General features: G+C 54.0%; 11 protein-coding genes. 9 read left to right on the top strand and 2 right to left on the bottom strand.

The annotated features are described in order from the left end of the window. Nucleotides 1-23 precede the first annotated feature (23 nt). From R3I13_RS02215 to R3I13_RS02180, 8 genes are all read left to right on the top strand, one after another. Entirely contained in the window at nucleotides 24-2,669 is a 2,646-nt protein-coding gene (locus tag R3I13_RS02215; RefSeq protein ID WP_346316282.1) for a TonB-dependent receptor, read from the top strand. A 2-nt stretch (nucleotides 2,670-2,671) separates the two neighbouring features. Next, nucleotides 2,672-3,520, top strand: a complete 849-nt coding sequence (locus R3I13_RS02210) for a DUF4249 domain-containing protein (RefSeq protein ID WP_346316281.1) — start codon at nucleotides 2,672-2,674, stop codon at nucleotides 3,518-3,520. A gap of 46 nt (nucleotides 3,521-3,566) precedes the next feature. Continuing rightward, nucleotides 3,567-4,745 (top strand): acetyl-CoA C-acyltransferase, encoded by a 1,179-nt coding sequence (locus R3I13_RS02205; protein ID WP_346316280.1) that lies wholly within the window; start codon nucleotides 3,567-3,569, stop codon nucleotides 4,743-4,745. A gap of 255 nt (nucleotides 4,746-5,000) precedes the next feature. Further along, the gene (locus R3I13_RS02200) at nucleotides 5,001-6,644 is read left to right on the top strand and encodes a DUF1800 domain-containing protein (protein ID WP_346316279.1); all 1,644 of its coding nucleotides are present in this window, start codon (nucleotides 5,001-5,003) and stop codon (nucleotides 6,642-6,644) included. A gap of 19 nt (nucleotides 6,645-6,663) precedes the next feature. Further along, entirely contained in the window at nucleotides 6,664-8,241 is a 1,578-nt protein-coding gene (locus tag R3I13_RS02195; RefSeq protein ID WP_346316278.1) for a DUF1501 domain-containing protein, read from the top strand. A gap of 88 nt (nucleotides 8,242-8,329) precedes the next feature. Next, a complete protein-coding gene (locus R3I13_RS02190; RefSeq protein WP_346316277.1) occupies nucleotides 8,330-8,671 on the top strand; it encodes a hypothetical protein in 342 nt (113 codons plus the stop codon). 76 nt (nucleotides 8,672-8,747) lie between these two features. Next, nucleotides 8,748-11,096, top strand: coding sequence for a TonB-dependent receptor (locus tag R3I13_RS02185; protein ID WP_346316276.1), 2,349 nt, complete (start codon nucleotides 8,748-8,750; stop codon nucleotides 11,094-11,096). Between the two features lie 23 nt (nucleotides 11,097-11,119). Further along, a complete protein-coding gene (locus R3I13_RS02180) occupies nucleotides 11,120-11,695 on the top strand; it encodes a hypothetical protein (protein ID WP_346316275.1) in 576 nt (191 codons plus the stop codon). Between the two features lie 82 nt (nucleotides 11,696-11,777). Here the strand turns inward: R3I13_RS02180 and R3I13_RS02175 are convergent, their stop codons facing one another. Next, nucleotides 11,778-12,980 (bottom strand): hypothetical protein, encoded by a 1,203-nt coding sequence (locus R3I13_RS02175; protein ID WP_346316274.1) that lies wholly within the window; start codon nucleotides 12,978-12,980, stop codon nucleotides 11,778-11,780. An 83-nt stretch (nucleotides 12,981-13,063) separates the two neighbouring features. On the opposite strand from R3I13_RS02175, the gene R3I13_RS02170 reads away from it, so the two are divergent. Further along, on the top strand, nucleotides 13,064-13,306 hold the full coding sequence (locus tag R3I13_RS02170) for a hypothetical protein (RefSeq protein WP_346316273.1): 243 nt from the start codon (nucleotides 13,064-13,066) through the stop codon (nucleotides 13,304-13,306). Between the two features lie 57 nt (nucleotides 13,307-13,363). On the opposite strand, the gene R3I13_RS02165 is transcribed toward R3I13_RS02170, so the two are convergent. Then, entirely contained in the window at nucleotides 13,364-13,828 is a 465-nt protein-coding gene (locus R3I13_RS02165; RefSeq protein ID WP_346316272.1) for a DUF983 domain-containing protein, read from the bottom strand. Between the last annotated feature and the right edge of the window lie 80 nt (nucleotides 13,829-13,908).

Here is a 13,908-nt window from a genome sequence, read left to right as displayed (position 1 = left end):
TGTAACTGTTAATTTGTTTTAGAATGATGAGGAAAGTTCTGCTGGGTATGCTTTTAACCTGGTTGCCCCTCCAGGTTTTTGCATGGAACTGGCGAACGCGGATTTCCCTTTCGCTGAACGATCAGCCGCTCTCCGCCATTTGTGAAAGAATCGAAAAAACTTACGGCATACACTTCTCCTACAGTTCAGATGTGGTGAAAATGAGCCGCAGGATAGATATCAACGTTCATGAAATGCCGCTCCGCCGCGTGCTGGAACTAATGTTCTCCGAGAACGGCATCGAATTCAGGCGTATCGGCGACCAACTGGTGCTCACCGCCAGCAAGGCCACCACCCGCACGATCAGCGGGTATGTTGAAGATGCGCATACCGGCGAAAAACTCATCGGCGCCACCGTTTATTCGCCCACCCTCCGCGTAGGCACCACCACCAACCAGTTCGGGTTTTACAGTCTTACCACCGCCCGGGACACGCTCAGCCTGCTGGTTTCCTACACCGGCTACACGCCCGCGCAAATACCGATGAAAGATAAAGAGAACAGGCAATTGCACGTAAAGCTAGGCCCCAGCAATACTTTACAGGAAGTGGAAGTAACGGAAACGCTTCCGCGCCTGCAGGAGCAAACGCAGATGAGTAAAGTGAACCTGTCTGTGTCGCAGGTGAAAACCATGCCGCGTATGCTCGGTGAAGCAGACGTGCTGCGCACCATACAGGCCATGCCCGGCGTAAGCGGCGGCATGGAAGGTTCCAGCGGCATCCATGTGCGCGGCGGCAGTCCCGACCAGAACCTGATACTGCTGGATGGTACGCCGGTATACAATTCCACGCACCTCTTCGGCGTGTTCTCCGTTTTTAATCCCGATATCATCAAAAACGTGGACCTCTACAAAGGTGCATTCCCGGCGCGTTACGGCGGAAGGCTTTCTTCCGTGGTGGATATTTCCATGAAGGATGGGGATATGTATAAATACCACGGCGAAGTGTCTCTCGGGCTGCTCGCGTCGAAGCTCATGGTGGAAGGGCCGATCTTTAAAGGGAAAACGTCCTTCATCGCCACCGGCCGCCGCACGTATGCGGACCTCCTCCTGCAGGACCTTACGAAGGAGCGGCTGAACCTTGGCAAGGACGGCGACTTCTTTGCTTATTTCTATGACGCCAATATCAAGATCAATCACATCTTTTCGCCGAAAGACCGCCTGTACCTCAGCGCCTATGGCGGGCAGGATAATATGAGCCTCAAGCGCGACATCGTGTTCGATTCCATTAACAACACACCCAAGAGATACCACGAAGAAATGCGCTTCCGGCTGGGCTGGGGCAACCAGGCTTATGCCCTCCGCTGGAACCACATCTTCAACCCGCAACTTTTTTCCAACGTCACGCTCAACTATTCGCAGTTCTATTTCGTCACCGATTACCGTTACAAACACATGGCGCTTGATACGCCGGCTCTCAGGGAGTCTGATAATATGTCCGGGCGCTACATATCCAAAGTGCAGGATGCCGGCGCCAAGATCGATTTCGACTACCGGCCCAGCCCCAAGCATGCTGTAAAATACGGCGCACAGGCTACCTGGCACATCTTCCAGCCGGGCATTACGCGGTTCAACAACGTTTCCGACGACCAGGAGCTGACGGACACTGCGTATAACGATCAGACGAACGCAGGCGTGGAGTTGTCCCTATACGCGGAAGACGACTGGAAGATCCGCGATTCCGTGCATATGAACCTCGGCGTGCATACCTCCGGTTTCCTGGTGAACAACCGTTTTTACCTCTCCGTGCAGCCGCGGCTGGGCTTCCGTTACATTTTGCCGAGAAGATGGGCCCTGAAGCTGTCGTACACGATGATGACGCAATACATCCACCTGCTTTCCAATAACGCCACCTTCCTGCCTACTGACCTCTGGGTGGCCGCGACAGACAAAGTGCCGCCGATGTATTCCAAGCAGGTGGCGGCCGGGCTGGCCAAAACCACCAATGAAGGTAAATACGAAATTTCCGTGGAAGGCTACTACAAATCCATGGAGAATGTAATAGAATACGTGGAGAATCTGGAGAACTTTAATTCCGCCACCAGCAGCTGGGAAGACCAGGTGATCATTGGCCGGGGCTGGAGCTATGGCGGCGAATTGTTCCTGCAAAAGAAGCAGGGAAATTTCCGTGGCTGGGTGGCTTACACGCTGGCATGGTCGCAACGCTCATTCCCGAATGTGAACAACGGCGCCATTTTTCCTTACAAATATGACCGCAGGCACGAGCTGGAAGTGGTGCTCACACAGCGTTTGGGGAAACGATGGGAGTTGTCCGGCCAGTGGCAGTATTCCACCGGCATGCCTTTGACCTTGCCCAAGGCTAGTTACGAGCAGATCACTGATCCTTCGCCGCACCTGCCGCCTACTACCACTGATCCCGGGCAGGTAGACCTTGTGCAGGACCGCAACACGCTGCGCATGCAGGAGGTTCACCGGCTGGATATCGGGGCCACGCATACCAAAGCGCGGAAGCGCGTGACGTACATCCTGAACATCAGCCTGTACAACGTGTACAACCAGAAAAATCCGTTCTTTTATTATTATAAACGCAATGAGGAAACACAAAAGCGGGAACTGACCTTGTTGAGCATCCTGCCGGTTCTGCCCAGTGTTTCCTACGCAATCAGGTTTTAATTATGAAAGCAATCAAATGGTATTTAGTATTGTGCGTTCTGTTCACCGCCTGCGAAAAAAAAGTGGAGATGGACGTGCCTTATGACGGCGATAAACTGGTCGTGAACAGTTTTATCCAGCCTGACAGTGTGGTGTACCTGCGCATTACCCGCTCCCAGCCGCCTGGCAGCAGCATCTTCCCGGAAGTGCCCGGCGCCGCGGTAGAGCTGAAAGCAGGCAGTGAAGTGCTGCCTTTGCGATGGGACGTCATCAACGGGAAAGGTTATTTCGTTTCCACGAAGCCGGCCAAACCCGGTGTGGAATATAATATCAGCGTATCCGCATCCGGGCTGGACACGGTCACGGCGAAGGATACGCTCCCGCGCAAACCCTTGCTGGCAGAGCCTTTCGCGCAGGGCGGCGGCAACCGCATTAAGTTCGTATTGAAAGACTTGCCGGGGGCGGATTTCTACCGCTTCCGCCTCTTCAAAGGCACGAAGACCAGCAGCGGCGAAATAATTCCCGGCGAGCGCCGCCTCTACCGTTTCGATCCTTCCTACAACAACAGCTTCACAGACATGGTCACTCAAAATTACCTGGAATCCACCCTTATCCCCGACGAGCGGTTCGACGGGCGGGAGATCACCATCGTGATGCAAACGAAGGACGTGAATGTGAAAAATGAAATATTGCTGCTGGAAGTGACCGGCCTTACCCGCAGCAGCTGGCTGTATCTCAAAACCCTGGAGCTGCAAACCGCCAACCAGGGCAACCTGCTGGTAGACCCGAGCACGGTGTATACCAATGTGGTAAAGGGTTACGGCATACTCGGCGGCGTGAATGCCGCGCGTTTGACGGTGGAAGTCAAATAAGGATCAAATTCCGTAAATTTGATTAACACCAAAAAAAGGATTAGCCATGCAAGACGCATATATCGTAGCAGGATTCAGGACAGCGGTCACGAAGTCCAAGAGAGGAGGTTTCCGTTTTTACCGGCCGGACGACCTGGCGGTGGATGTGATCACCGGGTTGCTGCAGTCCGTTCCGCAGCTGGACCCGAAGAGGGTGGACGACCTGATCGTGGGCAACGCGGTTCCTGAAGCAGAACAGGGGCTCCAGATAGGCAGGATGATCTCCGTAAGGGCTTTGGGCATAGAAGTGCCGGGCATGACGGTGAACCGTTACTGCGCTTCCGGTCTCGAAACCATCGCGATCGCCACGGCCAAGATCAGGAGCGGGCAGGCGGAATGCATCATCGCAGGCGGCACCGAAAGCATGAGCCTCGTGCCCACGGCAGGCTGGAAAACAGTGCCGGCCTACAGCGTGGCCACCACCAATCCGGATTATTACCTCAGCATGGGCCTCACGGCCGAAGCCGTGGCCAAAGAATTCAACGTGAGCCGTGAAGACCAGGACGAGTTTTCACTGAACTCCCACCTGAAAGCCATTAACGCCATCAAGAACGGGTATTTCAAGCCCGGCATACTTCCCATCAGCGTCGAAGATGTATACCTCAACGAAAAAGGGAAAAAACAAACCCGCAATTTCACCGTAGACACCGACGAAGGCCCCCGTGCAGACACTTCCCTGGAAGCGCTGGCCAAGCTGAAACCCGTGTTTGCGGCGGGAGGCTCCGTAACAGCGGGCAATTCCTCCCAAACCAGCGACGGTGCTGCTTTTGTGATCGTAATGAGTGAAAAGATGGTGAAAGAACTGGGCCTTAAACCCCAGGCCCGCCTCGTAGCCTGCGCTTCAGCCGGCGTGCATCCGCGCATCATGGGCATCGGGCCGGTGGCGGCCATTCCCAAGGTATTGCAGCAGGCAGGGAAAACCCTGCAGGACATAGACCTCGTGGAACTGAACGAAGCCTTTGCTTCCCAGTCCATTGCCGTGATCCGCGAGCTGGGCCTGAACCCCGACATCGTGAACATCAACGGCGGCGCCATTGCTTTGGGCCATCCACTCGGCTGCACCGGCGCCAAACTCACCATCCAGGTGATGCACGAAATGCAGCGGCTGAAGAAAAAATACAGCATCGTATCCGCCTGCGTAGGCGGCGGCCAGGGCATTGCGGGGATCATTGAGAATTTGGCGTAAACGATATACCATACACGGAATCAATATGAAAGCCTGGCACAGCATTCCTGCGCCAGGCTTTTTTCATGAAGTTTTACCTGCTAAAAATATTTAAGATGTTATTTCATATAAAATAATATGATTGAATTAAAGTTTTTGCTAATTTGGTACCGGAAAACCGCTATTGCTGACTATCCCCTGTATAGCATTTGAACAGCCGAACAATAGAGCAACAGCCAAAACCATTTCTTTGAATCGTCAATAACCGTATCCCAGATGGACCGTAGAGACTTCTTAACACTAGCCCCTTCCCGCAAAAAAACGGTGAAAGTAAACGTTTCCAGGACCTTTTCAGGGCTGAGCCCTTATACAGGCCAATGGGGAAGAGCGCAGGTGGTGCATTTGCTGAAGCGCTGCATGTTTGGCGCTACGCCCGCGGATGTGAAACACTTTGAGGCTATGACGCTCGACCAGGCCGTGGACGCGCTGTTGCAGCCCAATGTGAATACGCCCGCGCCCCCGGTGAATAATTACGGCACAGATACCACCGGCGTTGCGCCAGGCGCAACCTGGGTAAACGCTCCCGATGGAGACGAAGACCTGAACAACGACCGGCGGGCTTCCTATAAAGCCTGGTGGACGGGCGTAATGCTCAACCAGGAAAGGACCATGCACGAAAAGCTCGTGCTCTTCTGGCATAATCACTTTGCTACCGAAACGCAAACCATCGGCGATGCGCGTTTTATGTACAAGCACAACGTGATGCTGCGCAATAATGCGCTGGGCAACTTCAAAACACTCACCAAAGCCGTGACGCTGGACCCGGGAATGCTGGTGTATCTCAACGGTTACCTGAACGAAAAAACAGCGGCGGACGAAAACTATGCACGCGAACTGCTGGAGCTGTTCACCTGCGGCAAAGGCCCCGATTCCCAATACCAGGAAGAAGACGTAAGGGCCGCCGCGCATGTGCTCACCGGCTATAAAGTAGACAAAGTGAATATCACTTCCTACTTCGACCCCACCAAACACGACATCACCAATAAACAGTTCTCCTCCTGGTTCTCCAACAAAGTGATCACCGGCAAGACCGGCGAAATGGGCACCACCGAGCTGGACGATATGCTGGCCATCATTTTCCAGCAGCATGAAGTGGCTAAATTCATCTGCCGCAAATTCTACCAGTTCTTCATCTACTATGAAATAGACCAGAACGCGGAAGAGAACGTGATCACGCCGCTGGCAGACATTTTCCGCGCCGGCAATTACGAAATAAAACCGCTGCTCAGCGCGCTGCTCAAGAGCGAGCACTTCTACGACCCGCTGAACATGAGCTGCCTGATCAAAAGCCCGGTGGACTTTACCGTGGGTCTTTGCCGTGAATTCGGCGTACAGTTTGCGCCCGCGGCGAACTATGCACAGGCATACCCGCAATGGAGAGCTTTGCAGAACGCGGCAGCCCAGCAGCAGCAGAACATTGGCGACCCGCCCGGCGTGTCAGGATGGGACGCTTATTACCTTGCCCCGCAATTCCATGAGCTGTGGATCAATACGGATACACTGCCGAAACGCACGTCCATGGCGGACAGGCTGATCACCACCGGCTATTCTTCCGGCGGCGCTACTTTGCAGATAGACCCGCTGATCTTCACCGATCAGCTGCCCGACCCTGCGGACCCCGTTGCATTGATCAACGACGCGCTCAGCATCCTGTACCGGATGGGGATCTCAGACGCTATGAAAACATACCTGAAAAATAATATCCTGCTGAAAGGCCAGGAACAGGATTACTATTGGACAACTGCATGGAATGCATACAAAGCCGCACCCGCAGACCCCATGGCGCGCGGGCTGGTGATGAGCATGCTGAAAGACCTTTACCATTCCATCATGAACCTGTCTGAATATCATTTAGCCTGATCAATATTGAAAACCTATTATGAAACGTAGAGACTTCCTCAAATATACCGCGCCGGCCGCTATACTGCCGTCTTTCATCAACGGCTTTGCCGTAAAGGCTTTCGGCGCTTCGCCTTTGCTGGCCGCGCTGGAATCTACCGCTACAGACAATGATCACGTGCTCGTGATGATCCAGCTGAACGGCGGCAACGACGGGCTGAACATGGTAATTCCCCTGGACCAATACGATAAATACCAGGCTGCGCGTACCAACATCGCCATTCCTTCAGGCAGCGTGCTGAAGCTCGCCGGGCAGACCAAGACCGGCCTGCACCCCGCCATGACGGGCCTGCGCGACATGTACGACGATGGCCACGTGAGCATCATTCACAGCGTGGGTTATCCTTCTCCCAACTTCTCGCACTTCCGTGCAACAGATATCTGGCTCACCGGTTCAGACGCCAACACCATCCTGGACACGGGCTGGGGCGGGCGTTACCTCGATACCGAATATCCCGGTTTCCCCGACGCCTATCCCAACGCTGAAATGCCCGACCCGTTGGCCATTCAGATCGGTTCCATCGTTTCTCCCTCTTTCGTGGGCAGCGGCGGCAATATGGGCATGGCCGTTACCAGTGCAACAGATTTTTACGACCTGATTGAAGGGCGTGAACAGGATGTGCCCAATACCCGCGCGGGAAAAGAGCTAAAGTATATCCGCCTCATACAGAAACAGACCAACCGCTTCGCGGACGCCATTAAAGCGGCGGCCTCGAAAGTGACCAACCAGCGCACTTACCCGGCCAACAACTACCTCGGCGAACAGCTGAAAATAGTAGCGCGCCTCGTGGGCGGCGGCCTCAAAACAAGGCTGTACATGGTGAGCATCGGCGGTTTTGATACCCACGCCAACCAGACCAACAGCGGCGATACCACCACCGGCGGCCACGCAAGACTGCTCCAGAATATTTCCGAAGCAGTAAGAACATTCACCGAAGACCTGCGCGATATGAAAAAATCGCAGCGCGTGGTGGGCATGACCTTCTCCGAATTCGGCCGCCGCATCAAATCCAACGGCAGCATGGGTACAGACCATGGCGCTGCCGCTCCCATGATCATCTTCGGCGATTATGTGAACCAGCAGGTGCTGGGCAATACGCCTGAAATACCTGATGCCTCAAAGCCCATCGATAACGTACCCATGCAGTACGACTTCCGTTCCGTATATGCGTCGCTGTTAGAACAATGGTTCTGCGTAAAACCGGCGGACCTGAACAAGATCATGCTGAACAACTACCAGAGCCTGCCGATCATCAACGGCCTGGCCTGCAGCGTGGTGACCAACGTGCCCGGCGTGAACGACGACGATGTGCTGGTGACCAACTATCCCAATCCTTTCCAGCGTAAAACGGTCATTTCCTACAAATCCCGCGGAGGGCATACGATGCTCCAGGTATTCGATACCATGGGCCGCCTGATGGCCACACTGGCAGACAGGGTGCATGTAGCCGGCAACTATACGATCGATTACGAAACCGATCTGCCTTCAGGCATCTATTACATCCGTTTGCAGAACGGCGCAACGCAGCAGGTGCGTACCATGCTGAAGGTGCGCTAAGCCGCAGCCGTTACCGCTGGTGTATTCTGCCGTGCAACGCTGTTGCATTCGTCCTCTTTTTCTTATCTTTGCTGGCATAACCGGTAAAGTGAGAAAGCTGATCCATTCCATAGGAGCTATTATTCTGCTGGGCGTGTTCTGTTTATACATTACGCCCAGGGATTATGTGCACCATTTTACCGGCCACGAGGATACAGTGGACGAGGTGGTGATCTGTAAAGCCGCCTACGAAAGCGGCCCGGTACTGTCTTCCGAGCACCGCCACTGCGAATGGCTGACCTGGACGGTAGATGTATATCTTCCCGCGCATACCGTTCATCTTCCCGCTGCTGCAATTTCCTATGCGAACCCCGTTGAGGGCTTGCCTGCTTATATCTTTTCCTGTCCCGCTTATTTCTTTTCCCTTCGCGCACCGCCGCAGGTAGCATAGCGGACCTCCCCTTTTTGATTATTTATTTTCGGCGGCTGCGGAAGCATGTTGCCGGTGACGTATTGATTCATACAAGATGATAAGGAAAATCGCGCTGATGGGCGTTGCACTGCTGTTATTGGCAGGCACGGCCGGCGCACAATGTACCATCCGCCTGAGCGGAACGGTAACGGACAGCCAGACCAAACAGGCGCTTGCAGGCGCCACCATCATAGTGAAGGAAAATGGCCTTTCCGTGAAGAGCACAGACAATGGAGCGTATGTCATAGACGGGCTTTGCCCCGGTTTTTATACCCTGCGCATCAGCCACATCGGCTGCCTGCCCGTTGAAATGGGCTGGCAGGTGAGCGGGGACGAGCGGCGGAATATTTCCCTGCCGCACAGCATTACCCAGTTGCAGGAAGTAGCCGTTACCGGCCATGCCGCCAAAGAAGTGACCACCGCGCCGGTAGAATCGCTGAGCGGGCATGCGCTGGATCAAACGCGCGGTCTTACCCTCGGCGAAGCGCTGAAGAAAGTGAACGGCGTTACGTCCATGACCACCGGGCCGAACGTTTCCAAACCCGTGATCAACGGCCTGCACAGCAACCGCGTGCTCATCCTCAACAACGGCATCCGGCAGGAAGGCCAGCAGTGGGGCTCAGAGCATGCGCCGGAAGTAGATCCTTTTCTCGCCAATAAAATGGTGGTGATCAAAGGCGCCAGCGCGCTGCGTTACGGCGGAGACGCCATTGGCGGCGTGGTGCTGGTAGAACCGAAAGCATTGCCCGTAACTCCCGGGCTGGCAGGGGAAGTGAACATGGCGGGGTTTTCCAACAACCGCCTGGGCGCGCTCTCCGCGATCATTGAGCAACAGGTGCCCGCCGTGCCCGGCCTCAGCTGGCGCCTGCAGGGAACCCTGCGCAAAGGCGGCAACACGCGCACGCCGGATTACTGGCTGGATAACACCGGCGTGGAAGAATTCAATTTCTCCGCTGCGGCAGGCTGGAAAAAACCGAAGTACGGCGTGGAATTGTTCTACAGCCAGTTCAATACCAACCTCGGCGTATTCGAAGGCTCGCATATCGGCAACCGTACAGACCTGGAGCAATTGATCAAAGAGCAGAAACCACGGCCGGAATTCACGGAAGGTTTCAGCTACGATATCGAAAGGCCGTACCAGCACGTGGAGCACGAGCTGTTCAAGGTAAAAGGTTACGTGAATACAGGAAAAGCAGGCAAGCTGAACCTGACATTCGCGCGCCAGTTCAACTACCGCGACGAGCTGGACCGCAATTCCGCACTCTCAGTGAACCAGATGAACCTGAACCTCACCACCTGGACGGGCGACCTGGTTTGGGACCACAACAGCTGGAAAGGACTGCGCGGCACCGTGGGCGTATCGTACATGTACCAGGAGAACAGCTACAAACGCAGGCTGTTCATCCCGAACTACGAAAGCCTGCAATACGGCGTGTTCTGGACGGAGAAGTGGGAAAGCAATGATTCGAAATGGCTGCTGGAAGGAGGGTTCCGTTACGACTATAAAGAATACTTCAACCTGCGGGACAATACGGGGGATATCAATTTTCCCGAGCAGCAGTATTCCAGCTTTTCAGCCTCATTGGGCACGCAATACCGCATAACGGACCATTTCCATGTTTCCGTGAACGCAGCGCGCGCCTGGCGCCCCGCAGCCGTGAATGAGCTGTATGCTTCCGGGCTTCACCATGGCGCCGCCGTTATTGAACAGGGCGATCCGTTCATGGGAGGAGAGACCGCTTCCAAGTTCAACGCCGCTTTCCACTACGATATATCCGACAAGCTGGAAGCAGATGTGAATTTCTATTACAACCACATTCAGAACTTCATTTACCTGCAACCGACGGACAGCATCGTGGTGACCATCCGCGGCGCTTTCCCGTTCACTTACTACCGCCAGTCGGACGTGAACATGAAAGGCATGGACGCGCAGCTGCGCTGGCAGTTCCTCCCTAAATGGCAGCTGACCACCAAAGCCTCGCTGCTGCGGGCTTACAATGAATCGGAACACGACTGGCTCATCAACATGCCGTCTGACCGGTTTGAGCATGAACTCAGCTTTTTCCCCGGCAACACCGCCCGGATGAAGGACAACTACATTTCCATCAACCTCAGCAATGTGCTGAAACAAACGCGCATCCCTGCCAGCCTGACGAACAAGAACGATCCGCGCGGGCAGGACCTGATGCCGCCGCCCCATGCCTACAACCTGGTAGGGCTGGAAGCCGGCAGCACGCTGCAACTGGGCAGGCAGCCGCTTTCTGTGATCCTGGGCGCCACCAATATTTTTAATACGCGTTACCGCGATTACCTGAATTTCTTCCGCTACTTCGCGGACGAACCGGGAACCAATGTTTACCTGAAACTCAAACTGCCGCTGCAATTCGGCAAAAAAGCATCCTGACAATTTCTTAAAACGAACAACACATGAAGAAGAATATCGCATTATTTGCCGCTGCCGCTACACTGTTATTTGCCGCCTGCAAAAAAGAAAAGAACGAAACGCCGACCGAGAACGAAAATGAAGAGATCACCACGGTGAAGCTCACTTTTACCAATAAGGCCGTACCTGCTGAAAAAGTGATCGCTACCTGGAAAGACCTGGATGGTTCCGGCGGGACCGCGCCGGTGATAGACAAGATCAACCTGAAAGCCAACACAACTTATACGCTGGCCACAGAGGTGCTGGATGAAACCAAAAATCCGCCGGACAATGTGACCGAAGAAATTGAAGAAGAAGCAGACGAGCACCGTTTGTTCCACCTGTTTTTCGTGAATGCCAATGCGCCTGTTACCGATTCGGTAAACACGGCAGCCACCGTTATCCCGCTGGATAAAGACGCGAACAACCTGCCCATCGGGCTGGAAGTTTCCGTGGCTACCAAAGCCGCATTCACCGGGTTCCTGCGTATGGTGGTAAGGCACCAGCCCGGTACCAAGAACGGTACTTATGGCCCGGGCAGCACTGACGCCAGCGCGGAATTCCCGATAGAGATCAAATAACGGAAACCGGAAGTAATACAAAGTGGAAGAGAGCGCCTTTATGGGCGCTCTCTTTTGTTTTAATGGATGATGGCCCTGTTGATCAATGGTCTTCCACCTGCAACCCTGACTGGTCGCCTACTACCAGCAGCTTGTAGGGTTTGCCGCCTACGTTCAGGCTGCCTGTTTCTTTCAGGTTGCCGGCGTGGAACATCTTCACTGCGCCGTTTGCAGGGTCGGTGATGTATACGATCTTTTTCGAAACGGCAAAGGACGGAATGCTTTCTGCCGCTGTGCCATCTGCAATGGCGGCAGTCACTTTCCCTTCTGTCTTTAATTGCGCGGTCACTGCATCGAATACTTTGATGTTGCCGTTCTTCAGCAGCACGTACAGGAATTTCCCATCCGTGTCCAGCACATACTGCACGATGTTTTGATTGTCGTTCTTCAGCACCGGCGTGATCTGCGAATTGGCCGGGTCGATCTTGTAAAGGCCGAGCGCGGCGGTGTAGCCGAAGAAATGCGGCAGGCCTTTCCTGCCCAGCACGGTGCCGAGCCAATTGGTACCAAAGTCAGCAGGATAATTGATCAAAGACTGAGTGCCATTTTGCTGGACGATGAGAATACCGTCCTGGCTGCCGAAGGCCGCCAGCTTGCCGTTCCCGGCGTCGCCGTGAATGCCTTTGGTCACGATCTTCGCCTCATGCAGCGTTGCGCCGAAGCGGTCGATGATCTTTACTTTTTCCGGCAGGGTGCCGCTGGCGGAGCCGTCTTTTTGCGTCACGGCAATGGTGTGGTCGTCGTAGATCACCATAGCGCCGTGATGTGGCGCTGCTACGGGAAGTACGCGGCCTTCGCCGTCTTCCAGGTCGCTGTCTTTGAACAGGCTGAGGCTGCCCGCGCCGTCGTTGAAGATGGCGTTCAGCCCTTCATGCGCAAAGAAGTGCGTGGGGCCTGCCTGGGTGAATTGCACGGGCGACATTTCCTGCGGATGAACATGCAGGTGCCCGCCATGCGCTTCGATGCCGGTATTAAGAAATTCCACGAGGTTGGCCGCACGGCTGATAACGGCCGCAAACTGGCCTGTGCTGGTGGCGTAAAGCGTGGGTTTGGCGGAGTGCACGGGGTAGACGGCCGTTTTCTTTGAAACCGGCTCCAGTACAGTGATCTGCGCTTTCTCCGCATCAGATACCACCAGCCGCAGGTATTCCGCTTCCGGCTTTTCAGGTTCCGCAGGGTGGTCGTTTTTCTTACAGGCCGCCAGCAATAGTAAAGCAAGCGTTACGGGTGTCAGGATTCTTTTCATTGATGGTGTTTTAATAAGTGCAACAAAGTTGCAAATCTAATTAAATGCATCGTTGTTGCAAATAGTAAAAAGCTGTATTTTACATGAAGAAGAAATATGTCAACGCGACTTACCATGCATTTTCGCAAATATGCATGTGCTTACCGTTTATAACTGTATCTGATGTGCGCCAAAACCCCGCTGCTGCCGTTCGTACAAAAAAGCCGCAAAAGAGTGGAGTGGAAAGGATATATTTGTTAGTTGATGAAACTATTAACCGGGAAGCCGGTTTCGAACATATTAAACGGACTAAAGATGATCTGACATACTGCTCAGATTTTGGATGAAAAGCAAAAAGGGCCGTTTTCACGGCCCTTCCTGAATCAATATCTTTAGTATACCATTTAATGTGAATGCCCTGCCGGGTGCGGACGGGAGTGTTCACCATGCTTATGATCTGCATCCGGCAGGCCGGCTGTATCTTCGTCGTAATACACGAAGAAGTACAGGTAAATAACACGGGAAATACGCATCAGCCAGGGCTGTGCGACTATGAGGATAACCCCGTTCACGCCTAACCACCAGAAAATACTGTTGTCCCAGAAGGACATGCCGAATATCAGCCAGTACCAGATCAGGTTGAAGACGGACAGTGCCACGCCCAGCGCATAACTTACGTAGCCGGTGCCGAACCAGAAACCTGTTTCCAGCTCAAATTTCTGATCGCATACGGGGCAATGCTCGTGCATGTCCAGTATCCTGGAAAGCCGCCAGTGGAAAGGGTTCTTTGTGCGGAACATATCTCCCCTCCGGCAATGCGGGCATTTCATTTTGAGCATGCTCAGGAAATAATTCGGTCTTTTCTTCATGGTGCGGCAAAGTTACGTTTTTTTAACGGCGCAGGGCAATGATAACTATCATTGCCCTGCTTATAAAGTTTATTATGAAA

This window comes from Chitinophaga sp. YIM B06452, from assembly GCF_039655965.1.
Taxonomy (GTDB): Bacteria; Bacteroidota; Bacteroidia; order Chitinophagales; family Chitinophagaceae; genus Chitinophaga.
Note: the sequence above shows the minus strand (reverse complement) of the source record. Positions and strands in the feature narration are given on the sequence as shown.

Coding starts and splice junctions, on each gene's coding strand:
- R3I13_RS02215 (WP_346316282.1), top strand. CDS start 24: ATGATGAGGAAAGTTCTGCTGGGTATGCTTTTAACCTGGTTGCCCCTC.
- R3I13_RS02200 (WP_346316279.1), top strand. CDS start 5,001: ATGGACCGTAGAGACTTCTTAACACTAGCCCCTTCCCGCAAAAAAACG.
- R3I13_RS02205 (WP_346316280.1), top strand. CDS start 3,567: ATGCAAGACGCATATATCGTAGCAGGATTCAGGACAGCGGTCACGAAG.
- R3I13_RS02170 (WP_346316273.1), top strand. CDS start 13,064: ATGAAGAAGAAATATGTCAACGCGACTTACCATGCATTTTCGCAAATA.
- R3I13_RS02165 (WP_346316272.1), bottom strand. CDS start 13,828: ATGAAGAAAAGACCGAATTATTTCCTGAGCATGCTCAAAATGAAATGC.
- R3I13_RS02210 (WP_346316281.1), top strand. CDS start 2,672: ATGAAAGCAATCAAATGGTATTTAGTATTGTGCGTTCTGTTCACCGCC.
- R3I13_RS02185 (WP_346316276.1), top strand. CDS start 8,748: ATGATAAGGAAAATCGCGCTGATGGGCGTTGCACTGCTGTTATTGGCA.
- R3I13_RS02180 (WP_346316275.1), top strand. CDS start 11,120: ATGAAGAAGAATATCGCATTATTTGCCGCTGCCGCTACACTGTTATTT.
- R3I13_RS02175 (WP_346316274.1), bottom strand. CDS start 12,980: ATGAAAAGAATCCTGACACCCGTAACGCTTGCTTTACTATTGCTGGCG.
- R3I13_RS02195 (WP_346316278.1), top strand. CDS start 6,664: ATGAAACGTAGAGACTTCCTCAAATATACCGCGCCGGCCGCTATACTG.